This window comes from Pseudomonas sp. TYF_14, assembly GCF_043105275.1.
In the GTDB taxonomy this organism is placed as follows: domain Bacteria; phylum Pseudomonadota; class Gammaproteobacteria; order Pseudomonadales; family Pseudomonadaceae; genus Aquipseudomonas; species Aquipseudomonas alloputida.
Genome location: NZ_JBICLK010000035.1, coordinates 1 through 24056, shown reverse-complemented (window position 1 = coordinate 24056; position 24056 = coordinate 1). Strand labels below are relative to the sequence as shown.

Annotated in this window: 18 protein-coding genes; 6 read left to right on the top strand and 12 right to left on the bottom strand. The window is 62.6% G+C overall.

Annotation, left to right across the window (positions count from 1 at the left end; all coding sequences use genetic code 11):
* Nucleotides 1-9: 9 nt before the first annotated feature.
* Together ACF8O8_RS11675 and ACF8O8_RS11670 are read right to left on the bottom strand one after the other, a co-directional pair.
* On the bottom strand, nucleotides 10-816 hold the full coding sequence (locus tag ACF8O8_RS11675) for a CSS-motif domain-containing protein (protein WP_010954298.1): 807 nt from the start codon (nucleotides 814-816) through the stop codon (nucleotides 10-12).
* Nucleotides 817-945: 129 nt separating this feature from the next.
* A complete protein-coding gene (locus ACF8O8_RS11670; RefSeq protein ID WP_392509733.1) occupies nucleotides 946-1632 on the bottom strand; it encodes a type 1 glutamine amidotransferase domain-containing protein in 687 nt (228 codons plus the stop codon).
* A 193-nt stretch (nucleotides 1633-1825) separates the two neighbouring features.
* Here ACF8O8_RS11670 and ACF8O8_RS11665 point away from each other — a divergent pair, with 193 nt between their 5' ends.
* Nucleotides 1826-3889 carry an ATP-binding protein gene (locus tag ACF8O8_RS11665; RefSeq protein ID WP_392509732.1) on the top strand — a complete coding sequence of 688 codons (2064 nt, stop codon included), beginning with the start codon at nucleotides 1826-1828 and terminating at the stop codon, nucleotides 3887-3889.
* A 6-nt stretch (nucleotides 3890-3895) separates the two neighbouring features.
* On the opposite strand, the gene ACF8O8_RS11660 is transcribed toward ACF8O8_RS11665, so the two are convergent.
* From ACF8O8_RS11660 to gspG, 7 genes are all read right to left on the bottom strand, one after another.
* Nucleotides 3896-5512 (bottom strand): response regulator, encoded by a 1617-nt coding sequence (locus ACF8O8_RS11660; protein ID WP_010954295.1) that lies wholly within the window; start codon nucleotides 5510-5512, stop codon nucleotides 3896-3898.
* Nucleotides 5513-5590: 78 nt separating this feature from the next.
* On the bottom strand, nucleotides 5591-6646 hold the full coding sequence (locus ACF8O8_RS11655) for a tetratricopeptide repeat protein (RefSeq protein WP_392509731.1): 1056 nt from the start codon (nucleotides 6644-6646) through the stop codon (nucleotides 5591-5593).
* Nucleotides 6647-6870: 224 nt separating this feature from the next.
* Nucleotides 6871-8286 carry an efflux transporter outer membrane subunit gene (locus ACF8O8_RS11650; RefSeq protein WP_392509730.1) on the bottom strand — a complete coding sequence of 472 codons (1416 nt, stop codon included), beginning with the start codon at nucleotides 8284-8286 and terminating at the stop codon, nucleotides 6871-6873.
* Nucleotides 8283-11462, bottom strand: coding sequence for an efflux RND transporter permease subunit (locus tag ACF8O8_RS11645; RefSeq protein ID WP_003253849.1), 3180 nt, complete (start codon nucleotides 11460-11462; stop codon nucleotides 8283-8285). The genes ACF8O8_RS11650 and ACF8O8_RS11645 overlap by 4 nt, the downstream gene beginning before the upstream one ends.
* A 12-nt stretch (nucleotides 11463-11474) precedes the next feature.
* Entirely contained in the window at nucleotides 11475-12716 is a 1242-nt protein-coding gene (gene mexE / locus ACF8O8_RS11640; RefSeq protein ID WP_392509729.1) for a multidrug efflux RND transporter periplasmic adaptor subunit MexE, read from the bottom strand.
* A gap of 191 nt (nucleotides 12717-12907) precedes the next feature.
* Nucleotides 12908-14101: a type II secretion system F family protein gene (locus tag ACF8O8_RS11635; RefSeq protein WP_392509728.1), complete on the bottom strand. Its 1194-nt coding sequence runs from the start codon at nucleotides 14099-14101 to the stop codon at nucleotides 12908-12910.
* 11 nt (nucleotides 14102-14112) lie between these two features.
* On the bottom strand, nucleotides 14113-14538 hold the full coding sequence (gene gspG / locus ACF8O8_RS11630; RefSeq protein ID WP_003253843.1) for a type II secretion system major pseudopilin GspG: 426 nt from the start codon (nucleotides 14536-14538) through the stop codon (nucleotides 14113-14115).
* Between the two features lie 185 nt (nucleotides 14539-14723).
* Between gspG and ACF8O8_RS11625 the strand changes: the two genes are divergently transcribed.
* From ACF8O8_RS11625 to ACF8O8_RS11610, 4 genes are all read left to right on the top strand, one after another.
* Nucleotides 14724-15317: a lytic transglycosylase domain-containing protein gene (locus ACF8O8_RS11625; protein ID WP_392509727.1), complete on the top strand. Its 594-nt coding sequence runs from the start codon at nucleotides 14724-14726 to the stop codon at nucleotides 15315-15317.
* A 170-nt stretch (nucleotides 15318-15487) separates the two neighbouring features.
* Entirely contained in the window at nucleotides 15488-16939 is a 1452-nt protein-coding gene (locus tag ACF8O8_RS11620) for a sensor histidine kinase (protein ID WP_392509726.1), read from the top strand.
* Nucleotides 16940-17246: 307 nt separating this feature from the next.
* Nucleotides 17247-18740: a sensor histidine kinase gene (locus tag ACF8O8_RS11615; RefSeq protein WP_392509725.1), complete on the top strand. Its 1494-nt coding sequence runs from the start codon at nucleotides 17247-17249 to the stop codon at nucleotides 18738-18740.
* Nucleotides 18709-20136, top strand: coding sequence for a sigma-54-dependent transcriptional regulator (locus ACF8O8_RS11610; RefSeq protein ID WP_392509724.1), 1428 nt, complete (start codon nucleotides 18709-18711; stop codon nucleotides 20134-20136). The genes ACF8O8_RS11615 and ACF8O8_RS11610 overlap by 32 nt, the downstream gene beginning before the upstream one ends.
* A 14-nt stretch (nucleotides 20137-20150) precedes the next feature.
* On the opposite strand, the gene ACF8O8_RS11605 is transcribed toward ACF8O8_RS11610, so the two are convergent.
* The 3 genes from ACF8O8_RS11605 to ACF8O8_RS11595 form a co-directional block, all read right to left on the bottom strand.
* Entirely contained in the window at nucleotides 20151-20453 is a 303-nt protein-coding gene (locus ACF8O8_RS11605) for a hypothetical protein (RefSeq protein ID WP_020192721.1), read from the bottom strand.
* 86 nt (nucleotides 20454-20539) lie between these two features.
* Nucleotides 20540-21892, bottom strand: a complete 1353-nt coding sequence (locus ACF8O8_RS11600; RefSeq protein ID WP_060489439.1) for a GntP family permease — start codon at nucleotides 21890-21892, stop codon at nucleotides 20540-20542.
* A 111-nt stretch (nucleotides 21893-22003) separates the two neighbouring features.
* The gene (locus ACF8O8_RS11595) at nucleotides 22004-22543 is read right to left on the bottom strand and encodes a gluconokinase (protein WP_010954284.1); all 540 of its coding nucleotides are present in this window, start codon (nucleotides 22541-22543) and stop codon (nucleotides 22004-22006) included.
* A 206-nt stretch (nucleotides 22544-22749) separates the two neighbouring features.
* Here ACF8O8_RS11595 and ACF8O8_RS11590 point away from each other — a divergent pair, with 206 nt between their 5' ends.
* Entirely contained in the window at nucleotides 22750-23769 is a 1020-nt protein-coding gene (locus ACF8O8_RS11590; protein ID WP_003253830.1) for a LacI family DNA-binding transcriptional regulator, read from the top strand.
* Nucleotides 23770-24056: the final 287 nt, after the last annotated feature.

Below are 24056 nucleotides of genomic sequence, written 5' to 3'. Positions count from 1 at the left end.
CCGTCGTCGTCATGTTCGTTCGGCGGCGGTACCCCGCCTGTTGGCACGTGCCCTGAACAGGGCCAGGTAGACGATCGAGCCGGTCACGATCCCCACCAGCATCAGCGAGGGGACGATCTGCAGCACCGACTGGCGGATTTCCTGAGCGGTGAAACCCTCTGGGTAGCCACCTTTGACCGTGTATCCATACTTGGCCGACATGGCGCTTGTAAAGAATTCGGACTGTGAGGGGCGCTCAAGGTCACGGCTGTCACCATTGCTCCATATGTAGCGGTCGCCAAATTCGACCAGCAGTGTCAGCCCATCCAGAAATCCATCCAGTTCATTGCGAATCTGCATGGCATAGGCTGTCACGATGATGCTATGGCTTTTGCCCTTCTGGTGAAAGTCGACCAGCAGCTTCTGGCGCGTGTCAGGAGGGCCGTAGGACAGTGCGACCCGCTGGCCGGACGACGCGAATGATGAATAATGCTCCAGCGAACCTGAAGCCGTGCTGCAGTAGGGTTGATTGTCTTTGAGCAAGGTCAGCGACCTGACCATGGAGCGGATGGCAACCTGGTCCTGCAAGGCGCTTTTGACGTTATCGCAAGATTCCCCTGCAAATGGCAGGGTGCGCAGGGCCGTCTCGTGCATTCTGTCCAGTGCACTGTCGACGCTGAAAACCGCCTCCTGAACGGAAATGCTGGCGTTTTCCGCAAGTTTCGCTTCCAGCTGGAAAGCCATCACCAGCAAACCGGAAACCACAGGCACCAGCGCCACTGCAATGAGCAGCAGCAGCTCCACCATGCTGCGCCCCGCGTGCATGATCTTCGACATAGGCTAATAGTTCTCCGCTCTGAAACTGTCCGAGGTGAACAGCTGAGCCCTGAGCCTATGTATTTGCTGACCGGGCTGCTGTAGTCCGGCTGCAGTTGAAGCGGTAGGAAAGCGAGCGCCTTGATGTAGCTAACTGCCCTTGAGCTTTTTCAGCACTGCCTCGGCCAGCAAGGCGGTGGAAGCGGGGTTCTGCCCGGTGATCAGCCTGTCATCGTCGACCACGTACGGCTTCCACGGCTCATCATGTTTGCTGAACTCACCGCCGCGCGCCCCAAGTTCGTTCTCCGTCAGGAACGGCACTACGTCGTCCAGTTCGGCCAGTTTTTCCTCTATGTTGGAAAAGCCGGTCACCTTGCGGTTTTTGAGCAGCAGGCAGTTGTTACTCAGCTTGATGTTCAGCAGGCCGACTACGCCGTGACAGACTGCTGCGACAATGCCACCTTTTTCGTAGATTTTGCGTGCCAGGTCCTGCAGAGCATGGTTGTCTGCGAAGTCATACATCACCCCATGCCCACCGGTGTAATAGATGACGCTGTATTCGTCAGCCTTCACCTGCCCTGGGGCCAAGGTACTGCCAAGACGCGTCATGAAGCGCTTGTCGTCGTACCACTGCCAGTCCAGGTCCGGGGCCATCTGCAGGCTGTGCGGGTCGACGGGAACGTAACCGCCCTGTGGGCTGACATAGTCGACCGTGTAGCCGGCCTTTTCGACTTTCTCGACAAAGTGAACGGCTTCACCCAGCCACAACCCGGTCGCCCGTTTGAGGGTTGGATACTTCGCTGTATTGGTCAACACCACCAGAATTTTCTTGCTCATGACCCTGCTCCCGTCGGCAACCTGAATGGGCCGGTGCTCCCTGGCCCGAGGGAAAACCTAAATAGCATAGCTGCCACCAGCAAGTCCGCCATGGTGTGCCGGACGTGCTGTGCTAACTTGAATCCATCCACGGGCGAGCGTGCCAGGCTTGGCGGCGCTGTGGTCAACCCTGAGCATTGCTGGAGTCACGATATTGGTCGCTAACGGTAAGCCATGCGAGCCCGCGCCGCAGGTCATCCTGCAGTCGCCTGTTTTGCCATCGATCGAGCCGATGGGGGAGCGGATAGCGCAGTTCGACTGGTGGCGTACCTCGCTTGGGCCATTGTCGCGCTGGCCTGCTTCGTTGCGCATTGCCGTGGACATGATGCATTTGTCACCTTTCCCATGTGCAGTGGTCTGGGGGGCGGACCTGTGTGTGGTGCATAACAATGGCTACCGGGCGTTGCGGGCATTACCGGATGCGCTGGGCATGGCGTTCGATACCCTGTGGAGTGATATCTGGCCTGCAGTGGGCCCCTGGGTGTTCAAGGCACTGGAAGGCCACTCGAATTTTGTCGAGGACCCACCCCTGCGTATCGTCCGCAGTGAAGGCGCTGAACCACTATGGTGCGCATTCGGTTATGCCCCCCTGCACGATGAACTCGGTAACGTGGCGGGGTTTCTGCATACGGTGATCGAGACCACGGCCAGCGTCGAGGCCCACCGCCATTGGCGTGAGCAGGTGCAGAGCTTTGAACGCCAGGTTGCGCAGCATGTGGCCGAGCGAGAGCAGTTCTGGTTGCTGTCGCGCGAAGCGATGATGATGCTCACCCCAGAATTGAAACTGCATGGCGCCAACCCGGCCTGGTACCGCATTCTGGGCTGGACACAAGAGCAGGTGCAGGCGATGTCGGTGATGGAGCTGGTGCACCCGACAGAGCGTACCGAAGTACGATTGGCAGTGTCCGGGCTGTTCCAATGCAGCCACGCGGAGCAACTGGAGATCCGCCTGCGACACCGCGATGGTCACTACCACTGGTTTCGCTGGAGTGCGAGGTTTGACGGCAGCCTGCTGACGGCGGTTGGCCGGGACATCACCGCAGACCGTGAAGAGGCTGCGCGTCAGGCAGAGGCGCTGATGCACAACAGTGAGCGTATGGAGGTGGTTGGCCAGTTGGCGGGCGGCATGGGCCATGAAATGAACAACTTGCTGTCCGGTATCGGCGGCAGCCTCGAACTGCTGCAGCGGCGCCTGCAGGAGGGGCGGCTGGAGCGTGTGGAGGCCTACGTGGACGTTGCGCGCGACTCGGTGCAGCGTGCCATGGACCTGACCCATCGGTTGATCGCATTTTCCCGCCATCAGCCATTGGCCCCTCGGCCACTGGACTTCAATCGGCAGTTACGTCTGAGCGAACCCCTGTTGCTGCGGGCGCTGGGGGCAGAGATGAGTTTGCACTGGCAACTGGACGTTGCACCTTGGGCAGTGAGCCTGGACGTACCCCAGCTAGAGAATGCCTTGATCCACTTGTGTGCCAATGCGCGTGAAGCGTGCCTGGAGCAGGGCAATGTCACCATCAGCAGCGTCAACGAACGGCTGACCGCGTTTTTCCCGGATGAAGGTGGCTTGCCGCCGGGCGACTATGTGGCCTTGCATGTCGAGGATGATGGCCATGGCATAGCCGCGGCGGATATCGCCAGGGCTTTCGAACCGTTTTACACAACCAAACCTCTCGGGCGTGGGGCCGGGCTTGGCCTGTCGATGGTGTATGGCTTCGTCCGACAGTCGGGGGGGTATGCCTGGATCGAGTCGACGCCGGAGCAGGGCACCAGGGTTTCTATGCTTTTCCCGAGGAGCCATGAGCCGGTTCCGGATGAGCCCGCGCCGGTACCGCTTTCGCAGCGCATGGCACGGGGCGAGCGCCTGCTGCTGGTGGACGACGAGCTTGATCTGCGCGCGGTCATGCGCGAATACCTGACTGAGCGTGGGTTTGACGTCACGGATGTGGGCGATGCCAATAGCGCACTGGAGCGCTTTCGCCATGGCGGCCCTTTCGATCTGGTCATCACCGATATCGGTTTGCCGGGTGGGTTCAGTGGCCGGCAAGTGGCCAAGGCCATGCGCATGCAGCTTGCACAGCAGAAAATTCTGTTTATCACCGGTTATGCGGACCAGTCGATTGAAGCGCAATTGCTCGATCAGCCGGGCACGGCATTGTTGAACAAGCCGTTTTCGCTGGCGCATCTTGCCGATGAGGCGCTACGCCTGCTTGACGTGTAAGGCGCTTCAAGGCTTACCTAGAATGTGTGTCACTCGAGCCTGCAACTGCTGCAACTCGAACGGCTTGCAGATCAGGTGCATGTCAGCGCCCAGGAAGCCTTCGCGGGCCATGGCCGTTTCCGCGTAACCGGTGATGAACAGCACCGGTAATCGTGGGCGCAGGCTGCGGGCAATTTCTGCCAGTTGTCGGCCGTTCATGCCGGGCAAGCCCACATCGGTGATGAGCAAATCCACCGGTTGTGCCGAGCGTAGCACCTTCAGTCCCTCATTGGCGTCGGCTGCGCTTTGGCAGGGGAAGCCGTTTTCGCCCAGCGCCTGGCAAAGCAGTTGGCGCACATGGGGATCGTCCTCGACAACCAGCACGTGTCGGCTGCAGCCGTCTTGCCTGGCTGGCACCGGTTCGCTGTATGACAGGGCCTGATCGACATGGCGTGGCAAATACAGCTCCACCTGGGTTCCCTGGCCAATCTCGCTGCTGAGGGTGATATGCCCATGGGACTGCTTGCTGAAGCCGTACACCATCGACAACCCCAGGCCAATGCCCTGGCCGGTCGCCTTGGTGCTGAAGAAGGGTTCGAAGGCGTGCTCCAGCGTGCTTTGCGCCATGCCTTGGCCGCTGTCGGTGATTCGCAGGCGCACATAGTCGCCAGTGCGCAAAGCGCCGTCAGCAGCTTGCTCGGTGGCGATGTGATGATTGTTCGCCTCGATGCGTAGCAGGCCACCGTTGGGCATGGCCTCGCGCGCATTGAGCAGCAGGTTGTCGAGGGCCTCCTGCAACTGCTGGTCATCCGCCTCCACGGGCCACAGGTCTTTGGCCGCGTGCACTTGCAGGGTTATCGACGGGCTCAGGCGAGCGCCCAGGCGTTCTGCCTTGAGCAAGGTATGCAGGTCTATACGTTGGCTGTGCAGCGATTGACGGGAAGAGAAGGCAAGCAAGCGGTGGGTCAGGCGGGCGGCGCGTGAAACGGCCTCGCGGCCCATGCACAGAACGCCATCCAGGCCGTCGCTGCGGCCTTGGCGCAGGCGCCGCTGGATGAGTTCGAAGCTGCCGCTGATGCTGGTGAGCAGGTTGTTGAAGTCATGGGCGACGCCGCCGGCCAGTTGGCCGATGGCCTCCATCTTGCGTGCCTGGCAGCGGGCGAACTCACCGCGGTCCTGCACTTCTTCCGGCGTTGAAGGCCGGCTGTCCAGGCGCTGCTGCATGCCATGGAGTTGATCACGTGTCACGTACTGTCGCCGCCGGTTGCGCAGCGCGGACTGGGTCATGTGCAGCAACTGGGCATTTTCGTAGGGCGTGACCAGCCAGAGAAGATTGCCCACTGGATGATGATTCACCCCAGCGGCCGACCAGGCGCCCTGGGTCAGCAGCACGATGGGCAAATCCGACCAGCTCGGTTGCTGGTCGATGAATGCCTGCAGCAAAGTGCTTGGGCCTTGGCTGAACACCTGCTCGGCAATGATCGCCAACCCTGCGCCCTCGGTCAGACGCGCCTGCAGGTTGGCAAGGTCGACCGCGCAGAGGCTGTTGATGCCGGCGGAAGACAACAGACGTGAGGTATCCGCCGCCAGTTGTGGCGGTGCGAGGATCAAGGCACGTTCATCCAGCGCCAACGAACTGGCCAAAACGACTCTCCTTCAGGGTGGCCTGATACCCACTGGACCCTGGCACAGGCTCAGGGTTCAACTAAGTTCAGGTACTGCCTACAGGCCCTGTTGCAGCACAGGGTCGTCCGGGTTCTGACGCTCCAGCTCGGCGAGCGATACTTGCACGTTCTGCAACTGGCCGGACTCTTTCCAGTACTGAATCAGCAGCACCCGTGCCCGGCGATTGGCTGGCTGCCGATTGAGCACGGTTTCCAGTTGCTTCTGGGCGGCGTCGAGCTGGTCCAGCTCATGCAGGGTGACCGCCAGGGTATAGCGGTAATCGGCGTTGTCCGGGTCCAGTTCGACGGCGCGGGACAGGGCCAGCAAGGCATACTCGCGCTGTTCGTGGCGCTTCAGCCAAAGCCCTAGCTCATACTGCAGAAAGGCCGAGTCGGGGCTCAGCGCCAGGGCTTTGCCCAGCACCTGGCGGGAGGCGTCGTGGTGGCCCTGGCGCTCGAGCAGGCGTACCTGAGTCGCCAGGCCATCGAGGTTGCCGGGGGCAACCGCGAGCGCTCGCTGCAGGGCTACAGCGGCGTGCGTGTAGTCGTTTTCGTGCAGGTACAGGCGCGCCAGGTGCACTTGGGCCTCGGCATCTTCAGGCTGTTGCTCCAGGGCTTGCTGGTATTGCTCCAGGGCTGACTGCAGGGGGCCGAAATAGAGGCCGATGGCGTCGGGATCGAGGCCCAGCAGGGCATCCACGGCGGCAAAACGCACGCTTTGCTCACTGTCGTCCAGCAGCGGGCCGAGTACCAGGCTGCGCTGTGCTGGCGGTAACAGGCGGCGGATACTGGCAATGGCCGCTCGACGCACCAGCGGCTCGGCATGTTCCAGGTCCTGGCGGGCCAGTTTCAATGCCTGCGGCGAGGGGTAGTTGGGCAACTCGGCGTACAGCGCCGCACGGCGGATCGCAGGCAGGTCGTTACGTTGCAATTGCTGGTACAACACCCGTGCGGCACCGGGCTGACCGTCGTGGGCCTGGCGCAGCGCCTTGGCGTAGCTGTGTGCTGGCAAGGTCGGCGGGGTTGGCGGGGCGTCGCGCCACAGGTAGCCGAACAGGGCCGATACCAGAATCGACAACAGCAGGGCGATCAGGTAGCGGTTGCGTCTGGGCATCGGACGATCCGTGGCGGCGGGAAGGGCAGAGCTTGGGCCAGCCGGGGGGTAAATGCAACCGAACCGGGCACGCCGTTGGCCAGGCGCCAGGCCTGCGGTGGCATTCCATGCACTGCGTATTGGGGTGAATACGATGGCAAACATAAAAAAGCCCCGCGGGCCATGGCCTGCGGGGCAAACGGTTGGGGGAGGAGCCAACCAAAGGAGTCGTTGAGGCAGTGGAATCAGTGCGCGCTGGCCACCGTCTCCGGTTGCCAGCCGCCACCCAGGGCCTTGTAGATCGAGACGATGCCGCGATAAAGGTCGACTTCACCCTGGGCTTGTGCATCTTCAGCACTTAGCCGCTCACGTTCGGCATCGAGCAGTACCAGGTAGTCCACGGTACCTTCGCGATAGCGAATCGAGGCCAGTTCTGCAGCCTTGCGGCTGGCGTCGCTCTGGCGCATCAGCGACAGCAGACGCTGTTGGGTCTTGTCGTAATCGCTGAAGGCGTTGGCCGACTCTTCCAGTGCCAGCAGCACCTGCTGTTCGTAGTTGGCCAGTGCCCCTTCGGCATCGGCCTTGGCGCCGCGCAGGCGGGCCCGCACGCTGCCCAGGTCGAAGGCCGCCCAGGTAATGCTCGGGCCCAGTGCCCAGGCGTTGGCCGCCGACGAGCCGATCTGCGAGCCGCGGGCGGCGGTAAAGCCGAGGAAGCCACTGAGGCTGACGCGCGGGAACAGGTCGGCGGTGGCCACGCCAACGTTGGCGGTGGCGGCCGCCAGTTGGCGCTCGGCGCTGCGGATGTCCGGGCGGCGGCGCAACAGCTCAGCCGGGTCACCGACCGGCAGCGCCTTGGCGATGGCCGGCAGGGCCTTGGGCGACAGGTCTACGCTGAGCGCGTCAGGGCGCTGGCCGAGCAGGGTGGCGATGCGATGCCGCGCCCGTGCCTGTTCGGCTTGCAGTTGCGGCACGGTGGCTTCGACTCCGGCCAGGCGGGCATCGGCACGCACCACATCGAGGTCATTGCCCACGCCGGCATCGCGCAGGGTTTCGGTGATGGTGCGCGATTCCTGCTGGGTCTTGAGGTTGGCCAGGGCGATCTTCTCGCGCAATTGCGCGCCACGCAGCTGCCCATAAGCATCCACCAGCTCGGCGATCAGGCTGACCTGCAGCTGTTGCAGGTCGGCGGCGGCCACCGCTTCCTGGGCTTCGCTGGCTTCGATCTGGCGCTGGATGCGCCCGAACAGGTCAAGCTCCCAGGCCATGTCCAGGCCCAGGTCGTAGCGCTCGCTATTGACCCGCTCGGTGGTCTGGCCGGGGATCTGGCCTTTGCCGAGATCGCTGCTGGCACGGCTGGTGACCACCGGGAACGGGTCGTTTTCGGCGTCTTCGCGGATCGAGCGGGCAGACTTCAGGCGGGCGAAAGCCACGCGCAAGTCACGGTTGCCGTCCAGCGAAGCCTGCACCAGCTGGTTCAGCACCGGGTCGTCGAACTGCTTCCACCACAGGCTCTCGAAGCGGCTACGGTCGTAGGCCTTGGCCTGCACATCGCTGCCCAATTGTGCAGGTTCGGTGGCTGGCGCCTGGTAGTCCGGGCCTACCGCACAGGCCGCCAGGGCCACTGCCAGCAGGCTTGGGGTCAAGGGTTTGAGCAGGTTCATGCGTGGTTCTCCAGCACTTGAGCGTGTTCAGCCTTGCGGGCCTGGCGACGCTCGACGAAACGGCGGATCAGGAAGAAGAACACCGGGGTCAGGAACAGGCCGAACACCGTTACGCCGATCATCCCGGAGAACACCGCCACACCCATGGCATGGCGCATTTCCGAACCTGCGCCGGAGCTGAACACCAGGGGCACCACACCCATGATGAAGGCGATCGAGGTCATCAGGATCGGCCGCAGACGCAGGCGGCAGGCTTCCAGCACCGCAGCCAGCGGGTCGAGGCCCTTGGCCTGTTCGTCCTTGGCGAACTCGACGATCAGGATCGCGTTCTTGCACGCCAGGCCCACCAGTACGATCAGGCCGATCTGGGTGAAGATGTTGTTGTCGCCACCCGAGACGATCACACCGGTGATGGCCGACAGCAGGGTCATCGGCACGATCAGGATCACCGCCAGCGGCAGGCTCCAGCTTTCGTACTGGGCGGCCAGCACCAGGAACGCCAGCAGTACGCACAGCGGGAACACCAGCAATGCGGTATTGCCCGAGAGGATCTGCTGGTAGGTCAGGTCGGTCCACTCGAAGGTCATGCCGTTGGGCAGTTCCTCTTTCAGCAGCTTCTCGATCGCAGCTTCCGCCTGACCAGAGCTGTAGCCCGGGGCGGCAGCGCCGTTGATCTCGGCAGTGATGAAGCCGTTGTAGTGCATGACCCGGTCCGGCCCGGAGGTGTCGCTGACCTTGAGGAAGGTCGCCAGCGGGATCATCTCGCCAAGGTTGTTGCGCACTTTCAGTTGGCCGATCTGCTCGGCATCAAGGCGGAACTGCTGCTCGGCCTGGACGTTGACCTGGTAAGTGCGGCCAAAGCGGTTGAAGTCGTTGGTGTACAGCGAGCCCAGGTAAACCTGCAGGGTGTCGAAGATGTCGGTAATCGCCACACCGTGGGTCTTGGCCTTTTCCCGGTCGATGGCGGCATCGACTTGTGGCACGTTGACCTGGTAGCTGGTGAACAAACCTGCCAGCTCCGGGACGTTGTGGCTCTTGGCGATGATGTTCTGGGTTTCCTTGTACAGCGCTTCGTAACCCAGGTTGCCACGGTCTTCGATTTGCAGACGGAACCCGCCAATCGTGCCCAGGCCCTGTACCGGCGGCGGTGGGAAGATGGCGATGTAGGCGTCCTGTATGTCGGCGAACTGGGCATTCAGCGCGGCTGCGATGGCTGCCGCCGACTGGCTCGGGTCCTTGCGCTCATCGAATGGTTTGAGCGGGGTGAACACGATGCCGCTGTTGGGGCTGTTGGTGAAACCGTTGATCGACAGGCCCGGGAAGGCTACCGAGTCGGCCACGCCAGGCTGCTTCAGGGCGATTTCGCTCATGCGCTTGATCACCGCTTCGGTACGGTCGAGGCTGGCCGCGTCCGGCAGTTGGGCGAAGGCCACCAGGTACTGCTTGTCCTGGGCCGGCACGAAACCGGTCGGCGTGGACGAGAAGCCGAGGTAGGTCAGGCCCATCAGGCCGGCATACACGAACAGGGCGATGCCGCTGGAGCGGATGACCCGGCGCACGCCACCGACGTAGCTGTGGCTGGCCCGGTCGAAGAACCGGTTGAAAGGGGAGAACAGCCAGCTGCCCAGCAGCTTGTCGAGGAACCGCGAGAAACGGTCCTTGGGTGCGTGATGATCCTTGAGCAGCACCGCGGCCAAGGCTGGCGACAGGGTCAGCGAGTTGAACGCCGAAATGACGGTCGAGATGGCGATGGTCAGGGCGAACTGCTTGTAGAACTGCCCGGTAAGGCCGGAAATGAACGCTGCAGGTACGAACACCGCGCACAGCACCAGGGCGGTGGCGATGATCGGGCCGGTCACTTCGCTCATGGCCTTTTGCGTGGCTTCCAGCGGTTTCAGGCCCAGCCCGATATTACGTTCGACGTTCTCCACCACGACGATGGCATCGTCCACCACGATACCGATGGCGAGCACCAGCCCGAATAACGACAGCGCGTTAAGTGAAAAACCGAACAGGTGCATGACCGCGAAGGTACCGATCAGCGAGACCGGCACCGCCAGCAGCGGGATGATCGAGGCGCGCCAGGTCTGCAGGAACAGGATCACCACCAGCACCACCAGCACCAGGGCTTCGAACAGGGTGTGCACCACCGCTTCGATGGAGCCGCGCACGAAGATGGTCGGGTCATAGACGATGCTGTAGTCCATCCCTTCCGGGAAGTCCTTTTTCAGCTCGGCCATTTTCGCCCGCACTTCGTCGGAGATCTCGATGGCGTTGGAGCCTGGGCGCTGGAAAATCGGGATGGCCACCGCCGGCTGGTTGTTCAGCAGCGAGCGCAGGGCGTACTGGCTGGAGCCGAGTTCGACCCGGGCGATGTCTTTCAGGCGGGTGATCTCGCCATCGGCACCGGCGCGGATGATGATGTTTTCGAACTCTTCCTCGTTGACCAGACGGCCCTGGGTATTGATCGACAGCTGGAAGCTGGTCGAGCCTGGGGCAGGCGGCGCGCCGAGCTGGCCGGCGGCTACCTGGCGGTTCTGCTCGCGGATTGCCGCGACCACATCACTGGCCGTCAGGTTGCGCGAAGCGGTCTTGTTCGGGTCCAGCCAGACGCGCAGCGAGTAGTCGCCCATGCCAAACAGCTGCACGTCGCCTACGCCGCCCAGGCGCGCCAGCTCGTCCTTGATGTTGAGGATGGCGTAGTTGGACAGGTAGAGCATGTCGTAGCGGTTGTCCGGCGAGGTCAGGTGCACGACCATGGTCAGGTCAGGCGAGGCCTTGTCGACGGTGATACCGATACGGGTCACTTCCTCGGGCAGCTTGGGCTGGGTACGGGTCACGCGGTTCTGCACCTGCACCTGGGCGTTGTCCAGGTCGGTACCCAGGGCGAAGGTGATGGTCAGCGTCAGCTTGCCGTCCGCAGTGGACTGGGAGGACATGTACAGCATGTTCTCCACACCGGTAATGGCCTGCTCCAGCGGCGCGGCAACGGTTTCGCCGATGACCTTGGGGTTGGCGCCGGGGAAGTTGGCGCGCACCACCACGGTGGGCGGCACCACTTCGGGGTATTCGCTGATCGGCAGCTGGAACAGCGAGATGGAACCCGCGATCAGCAGCACCAGCGACAGCACCGCGGCGAAGATCGGCCGGGTAATGAAGAATTTCGAGAAGTTCATCGGTAGGGTCCCTTAACCGCGTGGCGCCTGGGCGCTGGCGACTTTCACGTTGTTGCCCGCCACCTTCGGCGCCGGGTTGCTGGCCTCCAGGGCCTGGCGCTGCTGGGCGAGGGCGGCGAGGGTTTGTTCGCTGGCCATCTGTGTTTCTTCCGGGGTTACAGGCGAACCAGGGCGTACCCGCTGCAGGCCCTTGACCACGATGCGGTCGTCCTTGCCCAGGCCGCTGCGCACGATGCGCAGGCCTTCCAGCTTCGGCCCCAGTTCCACGGCGCGGTAGGTGGCCTTGTTGTCCTTGTCCATGACCAGCACAAACTTCTTGCCAAGGTCGGTACCCACGGCTTCGTCGTTGATCAGCATGGCGTCGTACTGGGCGCTGCCGACCAGCTTCAGGCGCGCATACAGGCCCGGGGTGAACTGGCCTTTGCTGTTGTCGAATACCGCGCGGCCGCGGATGGTGCCGGTGCGCGGGTTGACTTGGTTGTCGACAAAGTTCATCTGGCCCAGGTGCGGGTTGCCGCTTTCGTTGGTCAGGCCCAGGTATACCGGGGTGCTCTGGCTACGCTGGCCTTCACGGGCCAGCTGGGTGTACTTGAGGTACACGCGCTCGTCGGCGTCGAAGTAGGCGTAGACCTTGTCGGTGGACACCACGCTGGTCAGCGGGGTGACATCGGCGGTGACGATGTTGCCGGCGGTGAACTCGGCGCGGCTGACTCGGCCGCTGATGGGCGCGGTGACGCGGGTGAAGCTGAGGTTCAGGCGCGCCAGGTCGAGCTGGGCCTGGATGGCATCGACCCCGGCACGGGCTTCGGCGGCGGCACTGCTGCGCGATTCGGCCAGTTCGGCGGAGATGGCGTTGCTGTCACGCAGTCGCTCGCCACGGCGGGCTTCGTTGGCGCTGCGGATGGCGGTGGCCTTGGCCTGTTGCAGTTGGGCTTCGAGGCGGCGGACTTCAGCCTGGAACGGGCGCGGGTCGATCTGGAACAGCAGGTCGCCTTTCTTGACCTGGGCGCCTTCGGTGAAGGCGACCTGGTCGATCTGGCCGGAGACCCGCGGGCGCACTTCGACGGTTTCCGGGGCTTCGAGGCGGCCGGTGAACTCGTCCCATTCGGTGATCGGTTGTTCGATCACCTTGGCCACACTTACCTTCGGCGCAGCGGGAGCCTGCACGGCGTCGGGGGTTCGACCGCAAGCGCTGATCACCACCACTGCCAGGGCAGCGAGGGGGAAGCGCAAAGGTTTGAGTGATTGTTCCATGGAGAACTCCGCCAATGTATTAGTAGTGGGCGGAGTGTGAGTGTGTTGCGCGCGAGGCACGAATCGAACGGGACGAAGGTTAATATCACGCTGAATGATAAGTGGGGATCAACTATCGATGGCGGCCCGGGTTGGGCGCAGAACACCGCCTGTGTGGGCTTCAGGTTACGCGAAAGCCTGGGCCTGGCCATTCAGTGAATACTTGAGGCCAGCTCGAAGATCGGCATGTACATGAGGATTACGATCAGGCCGATCAGCAGGCCGATGAAGGTCATCAGCAGCGGTTCGAACAGTTTGACGAACCATTCCACCCAACGGCCGATTTCCTGGTCATGGAAGTCGGCGCAGCGCTCCAGCATCTCGCCCAGGTTGCCAGACTGCTCGCCTGCGCGCAGCAGGCGCAGGGATACCGGCGTCACCAGGTGCCCGGCCGCCAGAGCATCGGAAAGCGGCAGCCCTTCGCCCACCCGCTGGCTGGCCTGCTCCAGGCCCTGCGCTGCTGCGTTGCCGAGCAGGCCGCGGGCCATGCCCATGGCGGTGAGGATGGGGATGCCGCCTTGCAGCAGAATGCCCAGCGAGCGATAGAAACGCGCCAGCTCGTACATCATCAGGCGCTGGTGCAGTGCGGGCAGGCGCCGCAGCTGGCAGGAGGCCCAGTACCGTACACGCGGGTGCCGGCGCAGCAGCCAAAGCGCCGCGACCCCACCGACGGTGCCCAGCGCCAGTGGCGCTTGCTGGGCATGCAGAAACAGGCCGACCTGCATCAGCACCCGTGACAGCCAGGGTAGCTCGGTGCCCATGCCTTCGAACACCTGGCTGAAACGCGGCACCACATAGCCGAGCAGGAACAGCACCACACCGCCTCCCACCAGCAACAGCAGTAACGGGTAGACCGAGGCACCCACCAGCTTCTGCCGGACCAGGTCCAGGCGCTGGCGATAGCTGATGTAGCGGGTGAGGGCGTCGCCCAGGGCACCGGTGCGTTCGCTGGACTGCACCAGCGCCACATACAACGGCGGGAATACCCGCGGTTGCTGGCCCAGCGCCTGGGACAGCGAGCGGCCCTCGTACAGCTGGCGCACCAGCTCGGCGAGCACCTTGCGCGCTGTCGCTGCCGGGCTTTTCTCCGCCAGGCTTTCCAGTGCGTCGATCAGCGGCAGGCCGGCATTGAGCAAGGTTGACAGTTCCTGGCTGAACAGCACCAGGTCGAATGCCGCTTCACGGCGCCAGGCCATGCCGCGCAGCGCGCCGCCGCTGCTGCTGCGCAGGCTGAGCACACGCAGGCCTTGGTCTTCGGCCTGGCGGCGGGCCTGGTCGGCGTCCTCGGCATCGATCTGCAACTGCACCACGCCCTGCCTACCCAGGGCCTTGAGGCTGTAGCGCATGGCCGCTCTCCTTACTGCCAACTGGTGATTTCGGCGTTTTCCCCATCACCACCCGGCTGGCCGTCCTTGCCCATCGACAGCAGGTCGTACTCACCGCCGTTCTCGCCGGGTTGCCGGTAGATGTAAGGGCGGCCCCACGGGTCTTGCGGCACGGCCTTCTGCAGGTACGGGCCGGTCCAGCGAGCCTCGCCACTGGGGGCGACCACCAGCGCCTGCAAGCCTTGTTCGCTGTTGGGGTAGTGGCCGACCTCCAGGCGATACAAGTCCAGGGCCTTGCTCAGCCCCTCGATCTGCGCCCGCGCTACCTTGGCCTCGGAGCGGCCGAGCTGACTGAAGTACTTGGGCGCGACGATGCCGGCCAGCAGGCCGAGTACTACCAGGACCACCAGGAGTTCAAGCAGAGTGAAGCCACGTTGCGGGTTGGTTCTGCGCTGCATGGTGAAACCCTCCACTGCATGGGGACAAGCGTTGACATGCACCATGCAACAGCCGTGCACGTCTGCCTCGGGGCCTTGCGCCATGCGGCACAGGAAGCGGCACAGTGCTTGCGTCGTGGTGACTGTCCTCGGGTTTTCCGGGGCATTTCCCCCACATCGGGGGCCACGACGAAGAGGCGACCGGCATGCGTGGACTCATTATCGGTTTGATCTGGCTGGCGGCAGGTGCTGCCCAGGCCGATGTGTACATCTCAATCGATGCCAAGGGTGGCTACGTACTGACCAATGTCCATCGACCAGGGCGACACTATGAGAAGGTGATCAGCGAGCCGCTGGCCCAGGGTGGGCCGGTCAACGCGCAGATGATCACCGGCCGCCCTTACGCCGAGGTTGTCGCCACGGCTGCGCGCCTCCACAACCTGCCGCCGGCGCTGCTGCACGCGGTGATCAAGGCCGAGTCCGGCTACAACCCCAAAGCCCGTTCGCGGGCGGGTGCAGTGGGGTTGATGCAACTGATGCCAGACACCGCACGCGAGATGGGGGTGCAAGACCGCCTGGACCCGGAAGACAATGTGCAGGGTGGGGCACGCTACCTCAAGCAGATGCTCACCCTGTTCGACAACGACATCACCTTGGCCGTGGCGGCCTACAACGCCGGCCCGGATGCTGTGCTGCGGCGTGGTGCCGTGCCGCCGTTTGCCGAGACACGGCGCTATGTGCCGACGGTGCTGCGGGAGTATCGAAAGTTGCAAGGGTTGACTGATGATTCGTCGTTGTAACAACTGGCGTGCAGCTCACGCATTCCCGCAGGGGGCCGCGCCACCCTCAGGCTGTTTCGGGTAGGTGAGGAGGGAATAAATACCCTTCGGCGGATGCCATCAATTTAATACTATGGTTTCCCCAAGTCTGGGCTATAACCTTCTGAAGGTGCCCAGCTGAGGAGTCCGTTATGGACGTCGCCCCTCGTTCCGTCACTCTTGAAGTGCCTGCCGGTAGCGAGCTGGCCGCCCCGCGCAAGCCATTCAACCTGCTGCGCTGGTATGCCTGGGTCAGTCTGGCCATCATTCTCTCGGTGGCTGCCGGGCTGGGGCTGATTTCCAGCCGTTTCATCATCGACGAGAGCGTCGAGCGTGATGCGTTACTCACCGCACAGTTCATCACCTCCATTGCCGATGCCGAAGTGCGCCATGTGTCGATCCCCAATGTGCGGACCATGGGCGAACTACTCGATCCGCGCACTGACCGCAATAACTTGCCCGACGTCGACCCGGAAGCCCGGCGCAAGGCCCGCGGCGAGTTCCTTGACCATATCGCTCACCTGCCCGATATGCTGCTGGCCAATATCTATGCTTTGGACCATACAGTGATCTGGTCCACCAACCCGGCACTGATCGGCAAGCTGATTGAAGGCGACGAAGACTTGAATCGGGCTTTCGAGTACAAGATGCGGGTTTCGGCCAGCTACCACAATTTCGAACAGGCCCGCTCCGAGCAGAAGTTCATCATCCCGCCCCGGCAGCTATTGATCGAGAACTATATTCCGCTGTTCGATGCCGATGGCGAGCAGGTCACAGCGATGGTCGAAATCTATAAAGAGCCCCATGACCTGATCGCACGCATCGAGCATGGCCTGGTCCTGATCTGGTTGGCCATCACCGTCGGCGCTGCACTGGTCTATATCGGCCTTTACGGCATCATGCACCGCGCTGCACGGCTGCTGGCGGTGCAGCAGAAACGCCTGATCAGCAGCGAAACCTACGTGGCACTGGGTGAGGTGTCTTCGGCGGTGGCCCATAGCCTGCGCAACCCGCTGGCCAGCATCCGCTCAAGTGCCGAACTGGCCCAGGCGTTCGACGAAGGCCCGGCGCAACGCCAGGTCAACGATATCATCAGCCAGGTCGATCGCATGTCGCAATGGATCCGCCAGATGCTGCAGTCACTGCGCCCGCTGAACGACGAGGTATTGGCAGTGGACTTGCCGCAGGCGTTGCAGGAAAGCCTGCAGACCTACGCTGTGCCGCTGGCGCGCAGCGGGGTAAGCCTGGACCTGCAACCGTTACCGGCCGTGCAGGTGTTGGGGCACCCGGTATTGCTGCGCCAGGTGTTCAGTAGCCTGATCGCCAATGCCCTGGAGTCGATGGAGCAGGGCGGGCGGTTGCGTATCGAGGTGGTACGGCACAACCGGCGCAGCCTGACTTTGCGCCTGTCCGACAATGGCAAGGGCATGAACGAAGAGCAGCAGCGTATGGCTTTTCGACCGTTCTTTACCACCAAACAGGGTGGGCTGGGGGTGGGGCTGGTGCTGGTGAAACGCATCATGGAACGTTTCGGCGGTACGGTCCGGCTCAGCAGCAGTGAAGGCCATGGCACAAGGGTTTCGTTAAGTTTCCGACTGGCGTGAATTCGTTAAATGACATCAAGATTGTTCAGTAAGATTTTGATATGAAAAGGATTTGTGTTTTTTGGGTGATAATCACCCAAATGTGGGGGTTGATCCTCTAATCGATCTTAAAAAGTTCTGGCAACCTACTGAAAAATAGAGTTTTTATTTTGTAATGTTTCTGCTGGCCAAGTTTTTGCAGCGAAGTTTGTGAAGCGCGACACGCGACAAATGGCAGCTGCGACTGCCCAGGTGGATTGCTACCCAGTGGCTGTTGCCATTGGCCTTGATGCAGTTCTGAACGTACGCCCTGCGCGGGAATCACGGGATGCAGATGCTGGAAGACGAAGTGCCCGACAAGGCCAATGCGACCGCCAGCGGACGGCCCGTACCCTTGCGTGAATTCAACCTGCTGCGCTGGTTTTCGGTGATCAGCCTGTTGATCATTACCGCGGTGGCAGGTGGGCTGGGTTACGTTTCGACGCGCTTCGTGGTGCGCGACAGCGTGGAGCGCGATGCCATGCTTACCGCGCAGTTCATTCAGGCAATGGCCCAGGCCGAAGTGCGGCATTCGCAATTGCCGCCTGGCACCACCATGGGCGAGTTGCTGGACCCGCGGCTGGACCTGCAGCACTTGCAGTTCACCCCGGCCTTGGCCGAATCGACCCGCGTCGAGTTCCTCGATCATGTCGAGCACCTGCCGGACACCTTGCTGGCCAACGTCTATGCCCGCGACCGCACCATTGTCTGGTCCACCAACGTAGAGCTGATTGGCAAGCGGATAGAAGTTGATGGCGATCTTGAGCGGGCCTTCCGCTCGCGCAAGGCGGTGTCGGCCAGTTATCACAAGGCCGCCGAGGATCGCGAAGAGCAGAAGTTCCAGCGCGCACCGCGTTACCTGTTCATCGAGAACTACATCCCGCTGTTCGACAGTCAGGGTGAGCAGGTACTGGCCATGGTGGAAATCTACAAGGAGCCGCAAGACCTCATCCGGCGCATCCAGCGCGGCTATGTGCTGATCTGGGCCTCGACACTGGTGGGTGGGGCGTTGATCTACTTCGGCCTGTTCTGGATCGTGCGCCGGGCGGCACATATGCTGCACCTGCAGCAGGACAGGCTGGTGGCAAGCGAAACCTACGTTGCGCTGGGTGAAATGTCGTCGGCAGTGGCTCACAGCATGCGTAACCCGCTGGCCAACATACGCTCCAGCGCCGAACTTGCCCAGGAAACCGCCAACGCTGCTGCGCAGAAGAACATCACTGACATCATCAGCCAGGTCGACCGCATGTCGCGCTGGGTGCGCGATCTGCTGGTGTCGTTGCGCCCGGCCAGTGACGAACCCGAGGCCGTGGACCTGGTGGCGGCCATCGAGGACACCCACCTGGCCTTCGCCCAGCAGATCGAACGCAACGGCGTGCGTTTCCATTTCGAAGGGCCTGACGTGCAGTGGGTGGTCAGCCAGCCGCTGCAGCTTACGCAGATTCTCAACAGCCTGTTTTCCAACGCCCTGGAGGCCATGCCCGCTGGCGGGATGCTCAATGCCCAGGTCAATGTGCAAGAAGGCGTGCGTGCCGAGTTCGTGCTGACCGACACCGGCAAAGGCATGAGCCAACAGCAGGAACGGATGGTGTTCAAACCGTTCTTCACGACCAAGCAGGGTGGCCTCGGTGTGGGCCTGGCCCTGGTCAAACGCATCATGGAACGTTTTGGCGGCTCGGTCAGCCTGAGCAGCCGCGAAGAGGAAGGAACCCGCGTCAGCCTTACATTCAATATTGCAGCGGGAGGGGAACATGGAGCAGAGCATCCTGGTCGTCGAGGATGATGAAATCCTTGCCGACAACATTCGCACCTACCTCAGCCTCAAGGGCTACGAAGTCATCGTGTGCCACAGCGCGGAGCTGGCGTTGGAGCAGATCAAGCGGGCGCAACCTGACGCGGTGCTGACCGACAACTCGTTGCCAGGCATGAGCGGGCACGACCTGCTGCGCACGCTGGTGGCCCAGGCGCCGGACCTGAAAGTGATCATGATGACCGGCTACGGCAATGTCGAAGATGCCGTGCAGGCGATGAAGGAGGGCGCCTTTCATTACCTGACCAAGCCGGTGGTACTGGCCGAGCTCAAACTGACCCTGGACAAGGCCCTGGCTACCGAGCGCATGGAGCGCACGCTGTCGTTCTACCAGGAGCGCGAGGCGCAGAAGTCCGGGTTGCAGGCTTTGATCGGCGAGTCGCCGGTGATGCTCACCCTCAAGCACACCCTGCGCCAGGTACTCGATGCCGAGCGGCGCATGGCCAGTGATGACCTGCCACCGGTGCTGATCGAAGGCGAGACCGGTACTGGCAAGGAACTGGTGGCCCGTGCCCTGCATTTCGATGGTTCGCGCAGTAAAGGGCCTTTCATCGAGTTCAATTGCGCTTCGATCCCTGCCAACCTGCTTGAGGCCGAACTCTTTGGCCACGAGAAGGGCGCGTTCACCGATGCCAAGGAGCGCCGGGTAGGTCTGGTGGAGGCTGCCGATGGCGGTACCTTGTTCCTTGACGAGATCGGCGAAATGGACCTGGTGCTGCAGGCCAAGCTGCTCAAGTTGCTGGAAGACCGCAGCATCCGCCGGATTGGTGCCGTGAAGGAACGCAAGGTCGATCTGCGGGTGATCAGCGCCACCAACTGTAACCTGGAGCAAATGGTGCAGCAGGGCAAATTCAGGCGTGACCTGTTCTTCCGCCTTCGCATTATCGCCCTGAAGGTGCCGCGCCTGTATTCGCGCGGGCAGGACATCCTGCTACTGGCGCGGCATTTCCTTGCCCACCATAGCCGGCGCTATGGCAAGCCGAACCTGCGCTTTTCGGCCGAGGCCGAAAGCCTGCTGCTCGGTTATAGCTGGCCTGGCAATGTGCGTGAATTGCGCAACATGCTGGAGCAGACGGTGTTGCTGGCGCCGAACGAGGTGGTGCAAGCGCATCAGTTGAACCTGTGCATGACCTTGGTTGACGAGCCGTTGGCGCAACAGCCGATGGCGGCCATGTTCGAAATGCCGCGGCACGAGCCAGAACCGGGGACAAGCCTGCCTGACATGGAGCGTGACCTTGTCTGCAAGACCCTGGACCGCACCGACTGGAACGTGACCAAGTCGGCGCGGATGCTTGGGTTGTCGCGGGATATGCTGCGTTACCGGATCGAAAAGCTGGGGCTGACCCGGCCTGACAAGCGTCAGTGGTAGTACAGGCCGTGTCGTCAGGGGTTACCTGTGCCTGAGCTGCCTTCTCCTTGCCGGCCGGTACCTTCCGACCCACTGCCCTCCATCCCCGGCAGATCGCGGTTGTCATTCTGCTTGGCTGGCGGGCTTTGCGGTTCGTTGCCCTGTATGCGCGGGTCGGTGGCCCGCGGCAAGGGCTTCTCGATCGGGTTGAGGGTGCTGTCCACGCCGGGTTGTGGCGCCGTATTGTGCGGGTCGTCGGGGTAGGTCGGACCTGTGCCGACAGCAAAGGCCAGCGGCGAGGCGAGCAGGGCAATCGACAGGAAGATCGAGCGGGGCATGGCAGGCTCCTTTGCTGTACGGGTAAGGCTCATACTTCCCTTTGGCCTTACCCGGAACGTCAAGGTGCCATTACCCCGATCAACGGTCACACCACCAGCGACAGCAACATGATGAAAATGATGCCGACGATGGACAGGATCGTCTCCATCATGCTCCAGGTCTTGAAGGTTTCTGCCACGGTCATGTTGAAGTACTGCTTCACCAGCCAGAAACCGGCATCGTTCACATGCGACAGGATCAGCGAGCCGGCACCGGTGGCCAGTACCAACAGCTCACGGTTCACCCCCGGCACCAGGTCGATCACCGGTGCCACGATACCCGCGCCGGTGATGGTGGCGACCGTGGCGGAGCCGGTCGCGATGCGGATCACCGCCGCCACCAGCCATGCCAGCATGATCGGCGAAATTTCTGCCTGCACAGCCATCTGCCCGATCACGTTGCCTACGCCGGTATCCACCAGCATTTGCTTGAAGCCACCGCCAGCGCCGACGATCAGCACGATGGCGGCAGTCGGTGCCAGGCTCTGGTCGAGCATCTTCATGATCTGCTGGCGGTTGAAGCCGCGGGCCGAGCCGAAGGTGTAGAAGGCCAGTAACAGGGCGGCGAGCAGGGCGGTGATCGGGTGACCGATCAGGTCCATCCACTGGCGCACGATGTGCTCGGCAGGCAGCACCACGTCGGCGAACGTTTTCAGCAGCATCAACGCGACCGGCAGCAGTACAGTGATCAGGGTAATGCTGAAGCTTGGCAGGTTGCCCTGATCGGAGTCCTTGGCGATCTGGTCCATCAGCTCCTGGGACGGGTTGCCCGGGATGTAGCGGGAAATGAAGTTACCGAACAGAGGGCCGGCGATGATCGCGGTGGGCAGTGCGACGATCAGGCCGTAGAAGATGGTCTTGCCAATGTCAGCGTGGAAAATGCCGATCGCCAGCAAGGGGCCCGGGTGTGGTGGCACCAGACCGTGCACCACCGACAGGCCGGCCAGCAGCGGAATGCCGATTTTCACCAACGAGACGCCCGAGCGCCGGGCGACGATGAACACCAGTGGAATCAGCAGCACAAAGCCGATTTCGAAGAACAGCGGGATGCCCACCAGGAAGGCGGCGAACATCATCGCCCAATGCACGTTCTTCTTGCCGAAGGCGCGGATGAGGGTTTGCGCGATCTGGTCGGCACCACCGGAGTCGGCCATCAGCTTGCCGAGCATGGTGCCCAGGGCGAGCACGATACCGACGAAGCCGAGTACGCCGCCAAAACCGTCCTGGAACGATTTCATGACCTTGGCCACCGGCATGCCGGAAGTCAGGCCCAGGAAGCCGGCCGCGAGGGTGAGGGCGACGAAGGGGTGAACCTTGAAGTGGGTGATCAGCAGGATCAGCCCGACGATGGTAACCAGCGCGTCGAGCAGCAGGAAGGTATCAGTAGCCAGTCCGAACATGGTTTGAAGGCCTCGGTCTTATCGTTGTTTTGGGCGTAGCTTTTTGGAGTCTTTGCCGCGTTTACGGGTTGGGGTAGCGCTGTCTTTGGTGAGACGGAAATGCCGCCGAGGTCAGGCGGTTTGCGCCAGGCCCGGCTCACCGCAGTGCTTTAGCCAGTGGTCCACCGCTTCGGCCAGTGCTTCGATCGGTTGGGTGGCGTCCAGTGCAAGTGTCAGTGGCTCGCCGCGTGGCGATTCCAGGGCCGCGAACTGGCTGTCGATGAGGCTGGCCGGCATGAAGTGCCCTGGGCGAGCCAGCACGCGTTTTTCGGCCTCGGCAGGCGACAGTTCGAGGAACACGAACACCAGCCCGGGCATGGCATCGCGCAGGGTGTCGCGGTAGCGGCGCTTGAGTGCCGAGCAGGTCAGGATCGGGCGTTCACCGGCCTGGGTGGTGGCTTGCAACTCTTCACCAAGGCGGACCAGCCAGCCGGCACGGTCGCTGTCGTCCAGCGGGATGCCAGCGCTCATCTTGCGGATGTTTTCGGCAGGGTGGAAAGCGTCGCCTTCGATCAGGCGGCCGCCGCTTCTGGCAGCGATGGCGGCGCCGATGCAGCTTTTGCCACAACCGGCTACGCCCATCACCACAATGGCGGACAGGGGAGAATTCATCAGTACCTCCTGCGGGTGAGATAGCGCTGTCTCGCCGATGACGAACAGCCACCTCCCCGGTGTTATTGGTCTTGTCCTTACGCAGTATGGACGCCTGGTGGCGAGCGCGTGGTGGCTGCTACCAAAGATTACATTGCCTGCATCCTGAGACAGCGCTACCTTAGTGGCCGTTCCCTCTCCTTGCAAGTAGTAAAATTACAACATTCATGTCCCGCACCGGCTCCCGAACTACAGGTCGTCCCACCCTGGCCGAAGTTGCCAGGCTTTCCGGGGTTTCCCCGATTACCGCTTCGCGCGCCTTGCGTGGGGTCAGCACCGTTGCGCCTGACCTGGTGGAAAAGGTCATCGCCGCAGCGGCGAACCTTGGCTATGTGGCCAACCCGGCCGCCCGGGCGCTGGCCTCGGCACGCAGCCAGTCGGTGGTGGTGTTGATCCCGTCGTTGTCCAACCAACTGTTCATCGACACCCTGGAGGCCATTCACGAGGTCATGCGCCCTCGTGGGCTAGAGGTGCTGATCGGCAACTATCATTACGACCTTGCCGAAGAAGAGAACCTGATCCGCAATTACCTGGCCTATCAGCCCTGCGGCATTTTGCTGACCGGCTTCGAGCGCAGCGATGCTGCCCGGCAAATGCTGGCTGCCAGCGGCGTGCCGTGTGTGCACATGATGGAGCTCAATGGCGAGCCAGGGGCTTTGTCGGTCGGCTTCTCGCAGCATCAGGCCGGGCGTGCTGCTGCACGGCACCTGATCGAGCGCGGGCGCAAGCGCCTTGCATTCATTGCCGCGCAGCTGGACCCGAGGGTGATGCAGCGTGCCGAGGGTTTCCGTCAGGCTTTGGCAGAGGCTGGTTTGCAGGCTGCGGAGCTGGAGGTATTGGCCCCGGAGCCATCGTCGATTGCCCTGGGCAGTGTGCTGTTCAGCCAGCTGATGCAGCAGGCGCCGGATGTCGACGGTATCTTCTTCTGTAACGACGACCTGGCTCAGGGCGCGGTGCTGCAGGCCTTGCGTCAAGGGGTGGAGGTGCCACGCCAGGTGGCGATGGTCGGTTTCAACGATCTCCCGGCCTCGGCGCATATGGTGCCACGGCTGACCTCCATTCGCACACCGCGGGCTGCGGTGGGGCGGGGCGCGGCACAGGCGCTGCTGGCGTTGCTGGATGGGAAGCGGGTGACGAATGCGCAGCAGGATCTGGGCTTTGAGCTGATGGTGCGCGAGAGCACCTGAGAGCGACCGTCAAGGCGTCGGCGCGCCCTCAACACAGGCGCTGTAGATTTAGATTCTCTGTTGGCGGTCAAGTTTTTCTGAGGTGTTCCATGCCCGTTTGTGTCAGGGCGGCAAGGTGCCTGCCTTGGTTTTTACGGTGATGCGTAGATCGAGCGCCGCCCGCGCGGCGCATCGCGAGCAAGCTCGCTCCTACATTTGTTTCGGGCCGATTATTCCTGGGGCAGACGCGCACGTCCCGTTGGCGCTCACCTCGGTATCGTGGGGAACAAACAGGGCGGTCGCGTGCG

Coding starts and splice junctions, on each gene's coding strand:
- ACF8O8_RS11600 (WP_060489439.1), bottom strand. CDS start 21,892: ATGTTCGGACTGGCTACTGATACCTTCCTGCTGCTCGACGCGCTGGTT.
- ACF8O8_RS11620 (WP_392509726.1), top strand. CDS start 15,488: ATGGACGTCGCCCCTCGTTCCGTCACTCTTGAAGTGCCTGCCGGTAGC.
- ACF8O8_RS11670 (WP_392509733.1), bottom strand. CDS start 1,632: ATGAGCAAGAAAATTCTGGTGGTGTTGACCAATACAGCGAAGTATCCA.
- ACF8O8_RS11605 (WP_020192721.1), bottom strand. CDS start 20,453: ATGCCCCGCTCGATCTTCCTGTCGATTGCCCTGCTCGCCTCGCCGCTG.
- ACF8O8_RS11615 (WP_392509725.1), top strand. CDS start 17,247: ATGCAGATGCTGGAAGACGAAGTGCCCGACAAGGCCAATGCGACCGCC.
- gspG (WP_003253843.1), bottom strand. CDS start 14,538: ATGCAGCGCAGAACCAACCCGCAACGTGGCTTCACTCTGCTTGAACTC.
- mexE (WP_392509729.1), bottom strand. CDS start 12,716: ATGGAACAATCACTCAAACCTTTGCGCTTCCCCCTCGCTGCCCTGGCA.
- ACF8O8_RS11590 (WP_003253830.1), top strand. CDS start 22,750: ATGTCCCGCACCGGCTCCCGAACTACAGGTCGTCCCACCCTGGCCGAA.
- ACF8O8_RS11595 (WP_010954284.1), bottom strand. CDS start 22,543: ATGAATTCTCCCCTGTCCGCCATTGTGGTGATGGGCGTAGCCGGTTGT.
- ACF8O8_RS11675 (WP_010954298.1), bottom strand. CDS start 816: ATGTCGAAGATCATGCACGCGGGGCGCAGCATGGTGGAGCTGCTGCTG.
- ACF8O8_RS11610 (WP_392509724.1), top strand. CDS start 18,709: ATGGAGCAGAGCATCCTGGTCGTCGAGGATGATGAAATCCTTGCCGAC.
- ACF8O8_RS11655 (WP_392509731.1), bottom strand. CDS start 6,646: ATGCCCAGACGCAACCGCTACCTGATCGCCCTGCTGTTGTCGATTCTG.
- ACF8O8_RS11625 (WP_392509727.1), top strand. CDS start 14,724: ATGCGTGGACTCATTATCGGTTTGATCTGGCTGGCGGCAGGTGCTGCC.
- ACF8O8_RS11635 (WP_392509728.1), bottom strand. CDS start 14,101: ATGCGCTACAGCCTCAAGGCCCTGGGTAGGCAGGGCGTGGTGCAGTTG.
- ACF8O8_RS11645 (WP_003253849.1), bottom strand. CDS start 11,462: ATGAACTTCTCGAAATTCTTCATTACCCGGCCGATCTTCGCCGCGGTG.
- ACF8O8_RS11650 (WP_392509730.1), bottom strand. CDS start 8,286: ATGAACCTGCTCAAACCCTTGACCCCAAGCCTGCTGGCAGTGGCCCTG.